The organism is Telluria sp. LT2P34, from assembly GCF_059685915.1.
This window is the reverse complement of record NZ_JCASIN010000001.1, coordinates 1,224,378-1,240,146: the sequence shown is the minus strand read 5'-3', so window position 1 is coordinate 1,240,146 and position 15,769 is coordinate 1,224,378. Positions and strand designations below refer to the sequence as shown.

The following is a 15,769-nucleotide window of genomic DNA, read 5'->3' as shown; positions in this document are numbered from 1 at the left end:
CAAAAAAAGGGTTACACGCCGAAGCATGTAACCCTTTCTTTACTACCGAATTCTTGGGGTGGCTGATGGGGCTCGAACCCACGACAACAGGAATCACAATCCTGGACTCTACCAACTGAGCTACAGCCACCACTGTCTTGCTTTTCTGCCACAGCATGCCGCGACAGAACGAGATTATACAAACTCTCGAGGAAAGTGGCAAATCTAATTGTTCTGTCGGATCAACATCGTGCCGGCGCTCGCAGCCGCCAGCTCATGCACCGGCGGGTCGGTCCCGAGCAGGCCGGCAAACGCCGCCGACAGCGCCGTCGCGCTGGCGCTGGTAAAGCCGTCGAGGCGGGCAGGGGGCGCAGCCGTGGCAGGGCGCGCGATACTACCGGCGGCGAGCAGGCGTTCGAGCTGGCGCGCGACCGCCTCGCCGGTGTCGACCAGGGTCACCGGACGGTCGGTGTGGGCCGCGATCACGCGTTCGATCGAGGCTTGCACCAGGGGGTAATGGGTGCAGCCGAGCACCAGCACGTCGGCTCCGCCATCGAGCAGGGGATGGATGAAGCGCCGCAGCAGGGGTTCGAGGGCACTTGACTCGCGGTCTCCGCATTCGATCTGGTCGGCCAGTCCATTGCAGGCTTGCAGCAGGAAGCGCGCGCCGGTGGCGGCGCTGATTTGTTCCTGCAAGAGCAAAAATTTGCTGCTGGCGATGGTGCGCTCGGTGGCCAGCACGCCGACGATGCCGCTGCGGGTTGCGCTGGCTGCCGGTTTCAGGCCCGGCTCGACGCCGACGATCGGCATGCCCGGGTAGTGCTCGCGCAGCACGGCAATCGCCGCCACGGTGGCGGTGTTGCAGGCGACGACGATGGCTTTGGCGCCCTGGGCCTGGAAGAAGGCGCCGATGGCGAGCACGCGTTCGGTGACGAGCGCTTGCGGCTTGTCGCCGTAGGGCGCGAAGCCCGAATCGGCGAAATAGATGAGGTGTTCATGCGGCAGCTGCGCGCGGATATGGCGCAGCACCGACAGGCCGCCGACGCCGGAATCGAAGATGCCGATGGGGGCGTCGGGCGACATTGCGGACATTCTTACACGACCGAGACCGGGATGCCCTTCAGCGATTCGATCTTCGCCGACCATTCCTTCGGACCGGTATTGTGCACCGAGGTGCCGTTCGAGTCGACCGCGACGGTGACGGGCATGTCCTGCACGTCGAATTCGTAGATCGCTTCCATGCCGAGGTCTTCGAAGCCGACCACGCGCGCCGACTTGATCGCTTTCGAAACCAGGTAGGCCGAGCCGCCGACTGCCATCAGGTAGGCCGACTTGTGGCGCTGGATCGCTTCGATGGCGGTCGGGCCGCGCTCGGCCTTGCCGACCATCGAGATCAGGCCGGTTTGCGCCAGCATCATCTCGGTGAACTTGTCCATACGGGTCGCGGTTGTCGGGCCTGCCGGACCGACGACTTCTTCACGCACCGGGTCGACCGGGCCGACGTAATAAATGACGCGATTCGTGAAGTCGACCGGCAATTGCTCGCCCCGGGCCAGCATGTCCTGGATGCGCTTGTGGGCGGCGTCGCGTCCGGTCAGCATCTTGCCGTTCAGAAGCAGGGTCTGGCCCGGCGTCCAGGAAGCGACTTCTTCCTTGGTCAGGGTGTTGAGGTCGACGCGCTTCGATCGTTCGGTGTCCGGCATCCACTGCACGTCCGGCCAGGTCGACAAGGCCGGCGGTTCCATGTAGACCGGCCCCGAGCCGTCGAGCACAAAATGCGCGTGGCGGGTGGCGGCGCAGTTCGGGATCATCGCTACCGGCTTGGAGGCCGCGTGGGTCGGGTACATGTTGATCTTGACGTCGAGCACGGTCGTCAGGCCGCCCAGGCCCTGCGCGCCGATGCCGAGCGCGTTGATTTTCTCGCACAGTTCGATGCGCAGCTCTTCCAGCTTGTTTTGCGGGCCGCGCTGCTTGAGCTCGTACATGTCGATGTCTTCCATCAGCGACTCTTTCGCCATCAGCATCGCTTTTTCGGCGGTGCCGCCGATGCCGATGCCGAGCATGCCCGGTGGGCACCAGCCGGCGCCCATCAGCGGCACGGTCTTCAGCACCCAGTCGACCAGCGAATCGGAAGGATTGAGCATGATGAACTTGGTCTTGTTTTCCGAGCCGCCGCCCTTGGCTGCGATGCGGATGTCGACAGTGTTGCCCTCGACCAGTTCCATATGGACAACGGCCGGGGTGTTGTCCTTCGTGTTCTTGCGCTCGAAGTGGGGATCGGCCACGATCGAGGCGCGCAGCTTGTTGTCGGCAAAGTTGTAGGCGCGGCGCACGCCTTCGTTGACGGCGTCGGTGACGTTGCCGGAAAAGCCTTCGAAGCGCACGCCCATGCCGATTTTCAGGAAGACGTTGACGATGCCGGTGTCCTGGCAGATCGGACGCTTGCCTTCGGCGCACATGCGCGAATTGGTCAGGATCTGGGCGATCGCGTCTTTTGCCGCCGGGCTTTGCTCGGACTCGTAGGCACGCGCCAGGTGTTGAATGTAGTCAGCCGGGTGGTAGTAGCTGATGTATTGCAGGGCCGCGGCGACCGATTCGATCAGGTCTTCCTGTTTGATGACTGTCATGGAATTCTCGAGATAAAGATTAGTGATTTTTGGCTGCGTGCGTCGTCATGACGATGCGGTCGGTATAGGCAATCGCCATGGCCGAGAGCAGGAAGGCGCAATGGATGATGACTTGCCACATCATCACTTCTTCCTTGTATGACCCTGCATTGATGAAGGTCTTCAGCAAATGGATCGAGGAAATGCCGATGATCGCCATCGCCAGTTTGGTTTTCAGCACTGAGGCGTTCACATGGGACAGCCATTCGGGCTGGTCCGGGTGGCCTTCGAGGTGCATGCGCGACACAAACGTCTCGTATCCGCCAATGATGACCATGATCAGGAGGTTCGAGATCATGACCACGTCAATCAGTCCCAGCACGACGAGCATAATGGTCACTTCGGTCAGCTTTGCCGGACGCTCGGCGCCCGGCACGGTGACGGCGTCGAGGATATGCTCGAGCGACGCGACATTGCCCATGGCGGCGCCGATCAGGTCTTTCAGCTCGACCCAGAAGTGGAATACGTAGACACATTGCGCCAGGATCAGGCCCAGATACAGCGGCAACTGCAGCCAGCGGCTGGAAAAAATCAGGCGGTTCAGGGGGGTAAGCTTATGCGGCTCGCGTGCAGGTTCGTTTTGCAACATCAGATACGGCTCCAGGATTTCCGACAAATTCAGCCCATCATTTTACACCGCCCGCGCGCGCTTGCAGATGGCTGCGTCGGAATGCCCGAGGGTTGGTAAAATCGCACCTGAATAGGGAAGGTGCGTGTAAGCGCTCAGTAAGCAGGCGCACCTAAGGTGGGCTGACAAAACTACTACGATGGAGACTAACATGGCCGAGAACGAGACTGTCCAGGAAAACCATGGCATGCAGGAGAACCGCGTGTTCCAGCCGCCGTCCGGATTCGCGGCAAACGCCGCCATCTCCGGCATGGAAGCCTATGACAAGCTGTGCCAGGAGGCCGCCAGCGACTACGAGGGCTTCTGGGCGCGCCTGGCGCGCGAGCACCTCGACTGGCAAACGCCATTCACGACCACGCTCGACGAGTCGAACGCGCCTTTTTACAAGTGGTTTGCCGACGGGCAACTCAATGCGTCGTATAACTGCCTTGACCGCAACCTGATCAACGGCAACGCCGACAAGACGGCCATCATCTTCGAGGCCGACGACGGCGCCACCACCAACGTCACGTACCGCGACCTGCACCAGCGCGTCTGCAAGTTCGCCAATGGCCTCAAATCCCGCGGCGTCAAGAAGGGCGACCGCGTCATCATCTATATGTCGATGTCGGTCGAAGGCGTGACCGCGATGCAGGCCTGCGCCCGCATCGGCGCGACCCACTCCGTCGTCTTCGGCGGCTTCTCGGCCAAATCGCTGCAGGAACGCATCATCGACGCCGGCGCCGTCGCCATCATCACGGCCGACGAGCAACAGCGCGGCGGCAAGTCGCTGCCCCTGAAGGCCATCGTCGACGAGGCGCTCGCCATGGGCGGCTGCGAGTCGGTCAAGGACGTCATCGTCTACCAGCGCACGCGCGGCAAGGTTGCCTTCACCGAAGGGCGCGACATCTGGCTGCACGACCTGGTGGCGAACCAGAGCACGGAGTGCGAGCCGGAATGGGTTGATGCCGAGCATCCGCTGTTCATCCTCTACACCTCGGGCTCGACCGGCACGCCGAAGGGCGTCCAGCACGCGACCGGCGGCTACCTGCTGTGGGCCGCGCTGACCATGAAATGGACCTTCGACCTCAAGCCGAGCGACGTGTTCTGGTGCACCGCCGACATCGGCTGGGTCACCGGCCACAGCTACATCGCCTATGGCCCGCTGGCCGTGGGCGCCACCCAGATCGTGTTCGAAGGCGTACCGACCTTCCCGAACGCCGGCCGCTTCTGGGACACCATCGCCAAGCACAAGGTGTCGATCTTCTATACCGCGCCAACGGCGATCCGTTCCCTGATCAAGGCGTCCGACGTCGACGAGAAAGTGCACCCGAAGAATTACGACCTGTCCTCGCTGCGCCTGCTCGGTTCGGTGGGCGAGCCGATCAATCCGGAAGCCTGGATGTGGTACTACAAGAACATCGGCCAGGAACGCTGCCCGATCGTCGACACCTTCTGGCAGACCGAAACGGGCGGCCACATGATCACGCCGCTGCCCGGGGCGACGCCGATGGTGCCGGGCTCCTGCACGCTGCCGCTGCCGGGCATCATGGCCGCCATCGTCGACGAGTCGGGCGCCGACGTGGCGAACGGGCAGGGCGGCATCCTGGTCGTCAAGCGTCCATGGCCGTCGATGATCCGCACGATCTGGAACAACCCCGAGCGCTTCCGCACCAGCTATTTCCCCGAAGAGCTGGGCGGCAAGTATTACCTGGCGGGCGACGGCGCCATCCGCCACAAGGACACCGGCTATTTCACCATTACCGGCCGCATCGACGACGTGCTCAACGTATCGGGCCACCGCATGGGCACGATGGAAATCGAGTCGGCGCTGGTGGCCAATCCGATGGTTGCTGAAGCGGCCGTGGTCGGCAAGCCGGACGACACGACGGGCGAAGCGATCTGCGCCTTCGTCGTGCTCAAGGGTGCGCGCCCGACCGGCGACGAGGCCAAGAAGCTGGCGCTGGAGCTGCGTAACTGGGTCGGCAAGGAAATCGGCCCGATCGCCAAGCCGAAGGAAATCCGCTTCGGCGACAACCTGCCGAAAACGCGCTCGGGCAAGATCATGCGGCGCCTGCTGCGCGTACTGGCCAAGGGCGAGACCATCACTCAGGATATTTCAACGCTGGAAAACCCGGCCATCCTCGAGCAGCTCAAGGAATCGGCTTAACACGCCGCGCAGTTCCACCAGCCCGCCGTTGCGCGGGCTGGTTTTCAGGCATTTCCGCTTTTGCGCGCATACCGGTCTCGTATGCGCCGCGTCCATATCGCTTTCTGTCAGTGCGCCAAGCTAAGGCAAACCACGCCGCCAACGTACGGACAGGGACTCGATGAGACCAACGCACACCACCATCACGCTTGCCATCCTTGCCGCGCTCGAATGTGCGTTCGTCAGCGCTGCCCTTGCGCAGGAAGACGACGACGCCAGCGCACGCACCAAACAGACGGGCATCGTGCTCGTTACCGGCCACCGCCCCAGTTCCTTGCCGACACAGATCCCGACCACCATCGAAAGCATCACCGCCGCCGAGATCGCCCGCACGGTGAACGCCACCGATGCCGAAGACGCGCTCAAATACCTGCCCAGCCTGCTGGTGCGCAAACGCTATATCGGCGACTACAACCATGCCGTGCTATCAACGCGGGCCTCGGGCACCGGCAACAGTGCGCGTTCGGCCGTGTACGCGGACGGCATCCTGCTGTCGAACTACCTCGGCAACGGCGCCAGCTTCGCGCCGCGCTGGGGCATGGTCACGCCAGGCGAGATCGAACGGGTCGATGTGCTGTACGGCCCATTTTCCGCAGCCTATGGCGGCAATTCGGTGGGCGCGGTCGTCGATTACGTCACGCGCATGCCGCGCCGCTTCGAAGCGCACGCCAAACTGTCGCTGTCGCACCAGCCCTTTCGGCTCTACAACACGCGCGATAACTTTTCCGGCTGGCAGGGCAGCATCTCCCTGGGCGACCGCCAGGGCCCGTGGTCCTGGTTCATTGACCTCAGCCGCAACGACAGCGCCGGCCAGCCGCAAACGTTTATTACGCGCCTGCCGGGCGCCGGCTTGCCCAGCCCGAATGCGGACAGCGTGGTCGGCGCGGTGCCGGGGCAGGACCGTAACGGCCGCGACTGGCTCATCCTCGGCACCGCCACCCGCTATGACACGGTGCAGGACCACCTGAAGGCGAAGCTGGCCTACGACGTTTCACCGACCGTGCGCGCCACTTATGTGCTTGGCTTGTGGCAAAACGATGCCGAAGGCCGCCCCGATACATACCTGCGCACCAGCGGCGGCCAGCCAGTCTACAGCGGCCCGGTCACGATTGTCGGGCGCAGCTACACGCTCGGCCAGACGGACTTCCACCGCTCGAACGAAGACCTGCGCCACCTGATGCATGGCCTGTCCGTCAAGAGCAATACCAGGGGCGTGTTCGACTGGGAACTCGCCGCCAGCCGCTACGACTACAGCGAAGACTTGCTGCGCGCCGCCACCGTGGCGCTGCCTGCCGCCGAGGGCGGCGGGGCAGGGCGCATCGTCGACGCCGGCGGCACCGGCTGGAACACCTTTTCGGCGAAAGGCGTCTGGCGCCCGCTGGGCCCCCAGGGCGCCCACATCGTCGAATTCGGTTACCAGCGCGATGCCTATCGGCTGGCCAGTATCGAACATGCCACGGCCGACTGGATCGATGGCAGGCCCGGCGCGCGCAACCAGGCCTTCGGCGGCCGCACCCGCACCCAGGCGGTATTTGCCCAGGACACATGGCGCTTTGCACCAAACTGGAAGGCGGTGCTCGGCGTGCGCCTGGAGCGCTGGGAAGCCGGCGCCGGACGCACCTCGAACGCGAGGGCCACGGTAACGCATCCGGAGCGCAGCGAAACCCACGCTTCCCCGAAAGCCGCGCTCGCCTGGCAGGCGACACCTGGCTGGGTCCTGAAGGCCTCGCTCGGGCGCGCCGTGCGCATGCCGACCGTCTCCGAGCTCTACCAGGGCGGCGTGAACGGTGCCGGCGTGCTCGTGAATAACGATCCGAACCTGGCGCCGGAACGGTCCTGGACGGGCGAACTGAGCGTCGAGCGCAAGCTGGAGTCCGGTTCGCTGCGCATCACAAGCTTCGGCGAACGCACCCACGACGCCCTCTACTCGCAGACCAACGTGCTCGTCACGCCCAACGTCACCAATGTCCAGAACGTCGGCCGCATCGATACCAAGGGCGTCGAGCTGGCCTACGGAGCGCTTGACGTCGCCTGGCCGGGCCTGGACCTGAATGCCAGCCTGACCTGGGCCGACTCGACGATCAAGCAGAATCATCGCTTCCCGGCCAGCATCGGCAAGCGCCAGCCGCGTATTCCAGAATGGCGCGCCACCGGCGTCGCCAGCTACCGCGTCAACGAGCGGCTGGCGCTGACGCTGGCGGCGCGCTACAGCGGCAAGCAGTTTTCGACGCTGGACAATGTGGATGTGAATGGCTTTGCCTACCAGGGATCCAGCCGCTATTTCACGGCCGATGTGCGGGCGACCTACCGGTTGAATGCACGCTGGAGCGCCGCGCTGGGAATCGATAACCTCAACAATGACCGGTACTGGAATTTTCATCCCTATCCGCAGCGCACCTGGCTGGCGGAGTTGAAAGTCGATCTTTAGAAATGACAAAAGGCCGCCTGGACGGCGGCCTTTTGAAGCGGCAAGACCGGATTACGAACCGGCGAACGGACTGCCGACCAGACCCACAGCCAGCTCGGCCCATACGAACAAGAAGACGAAAGCGATCGCAGCGATGGCCAGCAGGCGGCTCTTGCCGCTGCGGATACGGTTCGACGCAAACTGCAGCAGAAGTCCGGTGCCGAACAGCATCACACCCATGATCACGAAGTCGCTCGCGGTCCAGTTGACCTCGCTCGTGAACTGCATCGCCACCAGAGGGACCATCAGCACCAGCGCCGTCACGAAGACGATGCGCAGCAATTGCTTCGTATCGAAGTGTTTTACTGGATGGTTGCTACCGCCGGTCATGGTTGTCATCGTTGTTCTCCTGGGTGAAAGGGCATGCTGGGCTGTCAGTTTGACATGCTTGGAGTGGGGGTTCAAGCGGTAAATACGGGTGGGAGCAGATATCAGTCGTGCTGCGCTGGCTTAGCCGCTGCGTGGTTGGCGGGATGGGACTTTTCCCAGATCTGCGGGCCATCTCCTTCCCATCCATAGGTATCGTGGCTGAGTCCAACCTGGATGAGAAATAGATAAGGAGGCTCCCGGGTCCAGCAGCCCTCGGCGCACAGGAATCGAAACGTCATTGCATACTTTTTTGGAACACGCAGTGTCTGCTGCTGGTAGTAAGGCGGCTCGAACATGGCTAAGTTCAATTGCTTGCGCCCTTTGGTCGTCAGGTCAAACCATTCGCTTTTGTGTACGTCGTACGGCTCCCAGCCGCCTGTCTTGAACTGGTTTTGCAGGCTTTCGAGCACCATTACAGCCTGAGCGAAAGGCAGCTTTTCCAGCATTGGAGAGGTTGCCAGCGTCGAGGCGACGTTATGCTGGTAGCTAAGGGCCGCAAATTTGGTCGGCGGCAAGGTGAACCCATGTTTAGGGTCATTGAAGCGGACGATAACGGCTGGCTCCGTGACCCATGTTGCGCCAAAGCCAATTGTGTCGTCAGCCGGTAGGTTCGACCGATCCATGACCGGATAAGTCGAGTTCCTGACGACCTCCTCGAATGGTTGGCCGACACGGAAGGACAGGACTGTCGGCTGCGGCGTGTAGTTGTACCACCAGAGGCTGGCACCGACGAGGCCAGCTAGAATGAAACGACGGCGATTATGTGCTTTCACATTACGCCCCCGCCCTCGGCTACCGCATTAATCGAATCGACGACGCGTTGGCGCTCCGGACTGTTTAAAAGCTCGTCGAACCGCTTAGCCGCAGCGGAAACGAGATTCATGCGTTCCTCGACTACCCATAGTTTCGCCTTCCGATCTTTCGAGAACCACGACGTTAATCCAGTCCTGGCTCTGCATTGCGCGGACAGCGTTAGTTGTACTTCCAGGTAGTCCCCAGTCGGGAACCCTGTAGCCCAGGCGAGCTGATTTAGGGCAAGTAGCCATTGCATGATCTTCGCGTCGTACATGATCTTCTGGAGAATGTTTACTTGTTCGTGGTGCGCCAACAATTTGACACTTTCGTGTGGGCGGCCGGCGTTAATCTGTTCGAACCCGGTGATGATTTCGCTAAAGGGCGTGCCGAACGGCAGCACAGATCTGTCGATCTCCCAATGCACAGGGTATTTGTTGTTTTGCCTTGTAGGCAGGTAAGTGCTGAAATCCTTCCATCCGCGTTCCATGTAAAAGCGGTGTAGCGGATAAATGTCGAGGAACAAATGCATGTTGCCGTGGCCGAGACGAAGGTACATATTTTGTACGCCAACTTCGGTACCCATTTGCAGCACGGTGGCCAGCTCGGCGCCCGCAACGCCTGCCTGGGCAAATGACTGCTGAACGCGCTCCCGTTCGCGGCGGTTTCGTTCGATCACCTCGCTTGCATGGAGCATGCCGCACCCCACCTGCTTGGATGCGAACGCAGCCAATCCCGCCCACTGGAAACGATTGTCGGCCAGCCACAGCCTGGCGTAAGCAGCATTGATGCGCCTGTTCCGCTCCTTGGGATCCTCGATGAACCTGCCGTTCACCTTCAGCAGGTTTTCGGCCTCGACCTGGAAGGTCGCCCACAAATGCTCGGGAGAGAGGATGTAGGCCGCAATGCCTTGCTCAACCGTTGCGCATGATCCGGCGTAATGGTGAGGCTTGCATTGCTGTATGCGTTGGTAGCCTCCATACACGCGTACACCGTGGAACTGATGCTTCGGAAAATAGGGATTCGGCTTGCCGGGGACGTAGACGCTGGGCATACATGCTCTTCAGGGGAAAAGTCGGGAATCACACCGCGTTGTTTTCGGCAACGACGTACCAGTCGACGATGGCCGCCCGCTCCGCGGCAGTCAAAGGCCGCGTCGCGCCGTACCGGTCGGTCTTTCCCTCGATGACCGAGTCGGCGAGCTGGAGCGTGTATGCGCGGTATCGGTAGGGCTCGTCTGTACCGGGGTCCAGTAGCACGAGTGGAGCGCCGCTCGGCTTAGTGGGCGGATTGTTGCCGGCTGTGTTGAGTTTTGCTGCGGTAGCGACTGCTTCCTCCGTCCAGGTAGCGTGCCAGTCGGTGTCGATGTCCTGGCAGGCGAAATCCTGTGCAGCGACGAGGCGCGGCGGAGGAGTGCATTTGCACATGCAGAGGTCGTCGCTGAGAGCTACTTCCCGGTCGTCGAAGGTTTCGCTCAGGCGGGGGCCGTCGAGCACGATGACCCCCTCGGAATGGCATTTCGGACACCAGCATCTGTCGCCTTCGAGGGCGACCGCTTCGTCGTTGATCGTGCGCAGATGGTTGGCGGAGGTGACCTTGCCGTTTGCTGTGGTGGGTGCGCCGAGGGTGATGTAGTAGCGGTGCATGGTGTCCCTGGTTTGTTGGCGTGGTTAGTCAGTAGCGACTTAACAGGTCAATTTAGCCAGGGATGGGAAGGGGGATGTTGCGGTAGAGCTGGAGGGGTGGAGAAGTGGGGTTGTAGCTTGAAGACTGAAGTGGCCGCCCGAAGGGCGGCAGGAGGAGGGGGATTCGGTCACGTCCCGCGACCCCGCCGCGCTCTGCAGGGCGACGGCTTTCGAACCTGCCGCCTTGGCGACCGCGTAGAGCCCGCAGGGCTCTACTTCTCTCCGCCATGAAACAATAAAAAAAGGCAACCCGAGGGTTGCCTTTTTCCATTGTTGTCCTGGCGGAGAGAGGGGGATTCGAACCCCCGGTAGGCTATGAACCTACACACGCTTTCCAGGCGTGCGACTTAAACCACTCATCCATCTCTCCTGCATGCTTCGCGTTCACGAAGCCGCCTATTATAGCAACAATTCTCGTCAGTTCAAGCACATTCCCCCGCATCAGCTGCCAGCGCGAGGCGTCGCGCATCTCGCCTGCACGCCGCCCAGCCCGGCAGTACTGCCCACCCACGACACAATCTTGTCATTTTGCTGTCATCGAACGGTAGCTTTTGGCTGTTGTAATAAGGTCATCCGCGCTGCACCGGCGCGGCGAGGCCGGCAACCCGGTCGCCAATATCCCGTCGCCGGATCCACCGGCCGACTGACCTTTCGGAGAATGCTCAGCATGACAGACAAGAACATCTCGCCAGTGCGGCGCAACCTGCTCAAGGGCGTGGCGGGTGCTTCGGCGCTGCCTTTCGTCGGCGCCTTCATGGCGATGGGGGCGCAGCAGGCCCAGGCGGCCAACGGATCGACGGCGCTGGTCGACAGCCCTTACGGCCCGATCCGCCCGGTCAACGACATGACGACCGGCCTGCCGTTGCTGCAGTTGCCGCCGGGTTTTACGTATAAAAGCTTCGGCTGGCGTGGCGATGCCATGACCGATGGGCAGCCTTGCCCGGGTGGCCATGACGGCATGGGCGTCATCGTATCGCGCAAGGTCGGACGCAGCAGCGAGCTGGTGCTGGTGCGCAATCACGAGCTCGGTGCAGGCGCGGTGGCGGGTTTCATCAACGCACCGGGGGTGTTCGATGCGGGTGCGAGTGCTGCCGGATCGAATAACCGCTTCGGCGGCGGCACTACCAACCTGATTTTCCGCGATGGCAACTGGGTCAGCATGACGCCGAGCCTGGGCGGCACCCAGACCAATTGCGCCGGTGGCGTGACGCCCTGGGGCACCTGGCTGACATGCGAGGAAGTCAGCTCGGACGCAGTCAGCGCCTCGGGCCGCAAGCATGGTTATGTATTCGAAGTAACGGCCGACCCGGCGCAAACGACCGGGCAGCCGATTGTCGGCATGGGCCGTTTCGGGCACGAAGCGGCCGCTGTCGATCCGGCGACGGGCGACGTCTACCAGACCGAAGATTTGTCCGGCAAGTCGGGCTTTTACCGGTATTTGCCTGACGTCAAGCAGGGTGCGCCGGGCTCGCTGGCGATCGGCGGGGTGCTGCAGATGGCCAGGGTCAAGGGGCTGGCCAACGTCAACCTCGGCACGGCGCCGCTGAATGCGAGCTACGAGCTGGAATGGGTCAACATCGCGAATCCGGACCAGAACCGCGGCAACGCCACCGGCCCGACCGGCATCGCGATCACGAATGCGGCCGGCCCCTTCGTGCAGGGCTGGATCCAGGGTGCGTTGCGGATGAACCGCGGCGAAGGCATCTGGTATGCACAGGGCAAGATGTACGTGATGGATACCGCCGGCGGCGCCGTGTCGCGTGGTGCGATCTGGGAACTCGATCTGGCGACGCAGGTGCTCAAGTGCATCTATTCGAGCCCGAGCCAACTGGTCGGCAACATGGGCGACAACCTGACCGTCTCGCCGCGCAATGCGATCCTGATCTGTGAAGACGCGTCGACCGCCGCGACCGACCAGTTTGGTTTCGGCCAGCGTCTGATGGGCATCACGGGTGGCGGCGACGCCTATATCTTCGCCAAGAACAATATTGTGCTGACCGAAGCGCAGCTGCAGAGCGCGGGCAAGTTGACCAGCCTGGCAGGGGACCGCCGCGCCAACGAATTCGCCGGCGCCTGCTTCGACCCGACCGGCCGCTTCCTGTTCGTCAATATCCAGACGCCGGGCGTCACCTTCGCGATCGCCGGCCCCTGGGCCAATGGTCCGCTGTAATCCCGGTTCAAATTACACATCACGACAGGAAAAACACATGCAGATCAAACACATCGCCGCTGCGCTGGCCCTGGCCCTGGCGGCCAACGCGGGCAGCGCGGCCATCCTCCTCACCACCACCGGCTCGCCGGCCAACACGGTCAGCGACTTCAGCGCGCCGGGCGCGGTCTCCTTCGACCTCGATCTGAAGAATTTCGAGACCAGCACCCTGCGTTTCGCGCTCGAGGAAGCCGACCTGTCCGGGCCGCTCAGCCTGAACGCCGTCGTCCGCAACCTGAGCGGCGCCGCGCTGAACCAGTTTCACTTCAGGCTGAACGGCATCTCCTTCGCTGCGGCTGGCAGCGTGAAGCCGACCTTCGGCACGCTCGGCGAAGTCAAATCCGGGCCGAATTACGCCAGTATCACCTTCTCTCAAGCGGAATTTGCCGAGTTTCATTTTGGCAACCCGTTCGGTCTGGACAACGCATCGAACTGGCTGTTCGACACGCGTGGCCTGAAGGCGGGCGACAGCTTCGTCATCAGCGCCGAGGTGCCGGAACCGTCGACGCTGGCGCTGATGCTGCCGGTGCTGTGCCTGGCCGGACTGATGCGCTCCCGCCGCGCCAAACATTTTTGACAGATCGTTAAGCACCGCACCGGCACGGCGGGGCAGCTAGGCTAGTCTGGAGAACTAGTCTGCCTCTCCGAAAGCCCCGCATGCTGGACCAGCCTTTGTATCAATTGATTTTTGCAAATTCCCCGATCGGCGCCTGCATTTTTTCGCCGATTGCCGATCCGGTCATCCTCGACGTCAATGACGCCTTCCTGCGCAACCTGACCTGCAGCCGCGCGCAGCTGGTGGGCCAGCGGGTGTTCGCCGTGTTTCCTGAAGACCCGAACGATCCCGAGGATACCGGCATGGCCGCGCTGCGCGCTGCACTGGCGCGCGCCATCGAGACCGGCCAGCCGCAGTCGATGCCGACCCAGCGTTACCCGATCCGAATGACCGGGGAAGATGGCGCGGAAGTGTTTGTCGAACGCTTCTGGAACGCGGTCCATGCCCCGATCTTCGATGCTCAGGGTGAACTGCTCTGCATTCATCACGTCACCATCGACGTCACCGAACAAAAGCGCGCTGAAGAAGCCCTGCAGCTGAGCCGGCGCGACGCGCTCGATGCCGCGCGCCAGGCCGAAGCCGGCCACGCGCGCCTGAAAGCGGTGCTCGACGCCGCGCCGCTGGGCATCACGATGGTGACCGGGAATGGCGAAGTGCTCGAATCGAACGCCGCCCATCAGGCCTTGTGGGGCCGCGACGCGCTGCCCAGGAATATCCCGATCGATTTTTCCGAGTGGCGCGGCTGGTGGGCCGACGGCTCGGAGCGCCATGGCCAGCCGGTGGCGCCAGGCGAGTGGCCGCTGGCGCAGGCGCTGCGCGGCCTTGCGCAGTCGCACTGCCTGATCGAAATCGAAACGTTCGACCAGGCGCGCCAGCGTCGCCTGGTGCTGTGTTCGGCCGCGCCCATCCACGACCGCGACGGCGCGGTGCTGGCCGCCGTCGTCATCCTGCTCGACATGAGCGAACGCCTGAAGGCCGAGGACGCCCTGCGCGAGGCCGACCGCCGCAAGGACGACTTCCTGGCGACGCTGGCGCACGAGCTGCGCAACCCGCTGGCGCCGATCATGGTCGCGGCCGAACTGCTGGGCCATGCCAGCGTCGACATGGAGCGCGTGAAACGTACGGGCGCCGTGATCCTGCGCCAGGTAAAACACCTGACCAGCCTGGTCGACGACCTGCTCGACGTGTCGCGCGTCACGCGCGGCCTGGTGGTGATCGACCAGCAGCGCATCGACCTGCGCGACATCCTGGCCCAGGCCGTCGAGCAGGTGACGCCGCTGCTGCAGGCGCGCCGCCACCAGCTCGAGGCGCGTCCGCAGGCGCAGCCGCTGACCGTGCGCGGCGATGCGAAACGCCTGATCCAGGTGCTGGCCAACCTCCTGAACAATGCCGTGAAATATACGCCTCCGGGCGGGCGTATCGAGGTCAAGACCGCCATCGAAGGGGCTTGCGCGCGGGTGACCGTGAGCGACAACGGCATCGGCATGAGCGAGGAACTGATCGCGCGCGCTTTCGAGCTGTTCGCCCAGGCCGAGCGCGGCTCCGACCGCACCCAGGGCGGGCTCGGCATCGGCCTGGCCGTGGTCAAGCGGCTGGTCGAGCTGCATGGCGGTTCGGTCCGGGTCGAGAGCAGCGGTCCGGGGCAGGGCAGCCGCTTCACGGTATCGCTGCCGCTGGCCGACGGCAGCGACGCGATCCAGCCGGCGCCGCAGACGCGCCAGGCGCCGGGCAATGCCCCGCTCAAGGTGATGGTGGTCGACGACAACGTTGCCGCGGCACGGATGCTGTCCAGGATGATCGAGGCCGGCGGTTACCCGGTACGCACCGAACACGACTCGCGAGCAGCGCTGATTGGTTCCGCGAACGAGCCGGCCGACGTCTACCTGCTCGACGTCGGCCTGCCCGAAATCGACGGCTCGGCGCTGGCCCATTGCCTGCGCACCAATCCGGCAACGGCCGATTCGATCCTGATTGCCGTCAGCGGCTATGGCCGCCCTGAAGAGCGAGCGGCCATGACCGAAGCGGGTTTCGACTTCCACTTCGTCCAGCCGATCGACGGTGAAGACCTGGCCGGCCTGCTGCGCGACATTGCCACGCGCCGCCACCGCGCCAGCCCGGAACGGCGCCATGGCGTGTCGCGCGCCTGGCCGTCGAATGTCACGCCCTGATGCTAGGTGCTCTACCAAGCTTTCCGCCGGATAAGAATTGCGTTCGGATTGGCGTCCTCGAC

The 15,769-nt window shown here is 63.2% G+C and carries 12 protein-coding genes and 2 tRNA genes; 5 read left to right on the top strand and 9 right to left on the bottom strand.

Translation table 11 applies throughout. The features are described from left to right. Positions 1 to 54: 54 nt before the first annotated feature. The 4 genes from AC56KZ_RS05525 to AC56KZ_RS05510 form a co-directional block, all read right to left on the bottom strand. A tRNA-His gene (locus AC56KZ_RS05525) sits at positions 55 to 130 on the bottom strand. Between the two features lie 74 nt (positions 131 to 204). Continuing rightward, positions 205 to 1,071: a glutamate racemase gene (gene murI, locus AC56KZ_RS05520; RefSeq protein ID WP_497161113.1), complete on the bottom strand. Its 867-nt coding sequence runs from the start codon at positions 1,069 to 1,071 to the stop codon at positions 205 to 207. Between the two features lie 2 nt (positions 1,072 to 1,073). Next, on the bottom strand, positions 1,074 to 2,606 hold the full coding sequence (locus AC56KZ_RS05515) for a fumarate hydratase (RefSeq protein ID WP_497161112.1): 1,533 nt from the start codon (positions 2,604 to 2,606) through the stop codon (positions 1,074 to 1,076). Positions 2,607 to 2,625: 19 nt separating this feature from the next. Next, entirely contained in the window at positions 2,626 to 3,234 is a 609-nt protein-coding gene (locus AC56KZ_RS05510) for a TIGR00645 family protein (protein ID WP_497161111.1), read from the bottom strand. A 190-nt stretch (positions 3,235 to 3,424) separates the two neighbouring features. Here AC56KZ_RS05510 and acs point away from each other — a divergent pair, with 190 nt between their 5' ends. Then, the gene (gene acs, locus AC56KZ_RS05505; protein WP_497161110.1) at positions 3,425 to 5,422 is read left to right on the top strand and encodes an acetate--CoA ligase; all 1,998 of its coding nucleotides are present in this window, start codon (positions 3,425 to 3,427) and stop codon (positions 5,420 to 5,422) included. A 160-nt stretch (positions 5,423 to 5,582) separates the two neighbouring features. Next, positions 5,583 to 7,889, top strand: coding sequence for a TonB-dependent receptor (locus tag AC56KZ_RS05500; RefSeq protein ID WP_497161109.1), 2,307 nt, complete (start codon positions 5,583 to 5,585; stop codon positions 7,887 to 7,889). Positions 7,890 to 7,940: 51 nt separating this feature from the next. On the opposite strand, the gene AC56KZ_RS05495 is transcribed toward AC56KZ_RS05500, so the two are convergent. From AC56KZ_RS05495 to AC56KZ_RS05475, 5 genes are all read right to left on the bottom strand, one after another. Continuing rightward, the gene (locus AC56KZ_RS05495; protein WP_497161108.1) at positions 7,941 to 8,267 is read right to left on the bottom strand and encodes a hypothetical protein; all 327 of its coding nucleotides are present in this window, start codon (positions 8,265 to 8,267) and stop codon (positions 7,941 to 7,943) included. A gap of 92 nt (positions 8,268 to 8,359) precedes the next feature. After that, positions 8,360 to 9,070, bottom strand: coding sequence for a hypothetical protein (locus AC56KZ_RS05490; protein WP_497161107.1), 711 nt, complete (start codon positions 9,068 to 9,070; stop codon positions 8,360 to 8,362). Further along, positions 9,067 to 10,143: a DUF2515 family protein gene (locus AC56KZ_RS05485; RefSeq protein ID WP_497161106.1), complete on the bottom strand. Its 1,077-nt coding sequence runs from the start codon at positions 10,141 to 10,143 to the stop codon at positions 9,067 to 9,069. The genes AC56KZ_RS05490 and AC56KZ_RS05485 overlap by 4 nt, the downstream gene beginning before the upstream one ends. Positions 10,144 to 10,171: 28 nt before the next feature. After that, entirely contained in the window at positions 10,172 to 10,735 is a 564-nt protein-coding gene (locus AC56KZ_RS05480) for a PAAR domain-containing protein (protein ID WP_497161105.1), read from the bottom strand. Positions 10,736 to 11,053: 318 nt separating this feature from the next. Then, positions 11,054 to 11,144, bottom strand: a tRNA-Ser gene (locus AC56KZ_RS05475). Positions 11,145 to 11,441: 297 nt separating this feature from the next. Here AC56KZ_RS05475 and AC56KZ_RS05470 point away from each other — a divergent pair. From AC56KZ_RS05470 to AC56KZ_RS05460, 3 genes are all read left to right on the top strand, one after another. Continuing rightward, positions 11,442 to 12,944, top strand: a complete 1,503-nt coding sequence (locus AC56KZ_RS05470) for a PhoX family protein (protein ID WP_497161104.1) — start codon at positions 11,442 to 11,444, stop codon at positions 12,942 to 12,944. A 37-nt stretch (positions 12,945 to 12,981) separates the two neighbouring features. Further along, positions 12,982 to 13,560 (top strand): PEP-CTERM sorting domain-containing protein, encoded by a 579-nt coding sequence (locus tag AC56KZ_RS05465; RefSeq protein ID WP_497161103.1) that lies wholly within the window; start codon positions 12,982 to 12,984, stop codon positions 13,558 to 13,560. A gap of 80 nt (positions 13,561 to 13,640) precedes the next feature. After that, positions 13,641 to 15,707, top strand: coding sequence for a PAS domain-containing hybrid sensor histidine kinase/response regulator (locus tag AC56KZ_RS05460; RefSeq protein WP_497161102.1), 2,067 nt, complete (start codon positions 13,641 to 13,643; stop codon positions 15,705 to 15,707). Positions 15,708 to 15,769: the final 62 nt, after the last annotated feature.

Excerpts from the sequence above, each read along its gene's own strand:
- AC56KZ_RS05500 (WP_497161109.1), top strand. The coding sequence starts at position 5,583 with ATGAGACCAACGCACACCACCATCACGCTTGCCATCCTTGCCGCGCTC.
- acs (WP_497161110.1), top strand. The coding sequence starts at position 3,425 with ATGGCCGAGAACGAGACTGTCCAGGAAAACCATGGCATGCAGGAGAAC.
- AC56KZ_RS05460 (WP_497161102.1), top strand. The coding sequence starts at position 13,641 with ATGCTGGACCAGCCTTTGTATCAATTGATTTTTGCAAATTCCCCGATC.
- AC56KZ_RS05485 (WP_497161106.1), bottom strand. The coding sequence starts at position 10,143 with ATGCCCAGCGTCTACGTCCCCGGCAAGCCGAATCCCTATTTTCCGAAG.
- AC56KZ_RS05515 (WP_497161112.1), bottom strand. The coding sequence starts at position 2,606 with ATGACAGTCATCAAACAGGAAGACCTGATCGAATCGGTCGCCGCGGCC.
- AC56KZ_RS05470 (WP_497161104.1), top strand. The coding sequence starts at position 11,442 with ATGACAGACAAGAACATCTCGCCAGTGCGGCGCAACCTGCTCAAGGGC.
- AC56KZ_RS05510 (WP_497161111.1), bottom strand. The coding sequence starts at position 3,234 with ATGTTGCAAAACGAACCTGCACGCGAGCCGCATAAGCTTACCCCCCTG.
- AC56KZ_RS05495 (WP_497161108.1), bottom strand. The coding sequence starts at position 8,267 with ATGACAACCATGACCGGCGGTAGCAACCATCCAGTAAAACACTTCGAT.
- AC56KZ_RS05465 (WP_497161103.1), top strand. The coding sequence starts at position 12,982 with ATGCAGATCAAACACATCGCCGCTGCGCTGGCCCTGGCCCTGGCGGCC.
- murI (WP_497161113.1), bottom strand. The coding sequence starts at position 1,071 with ATGTCCGCAATGTCGCCCGACGCCCCCATCGGCATCTTCGATTCCGGC.
- AC56KZ_RS05480 (WP_497161105.1), bottom strand. The coding sequence starts at position 10,735 with ATGCACCGCTACTACATCACCCTCGGCGCACCCACCACAGCAAACGGC.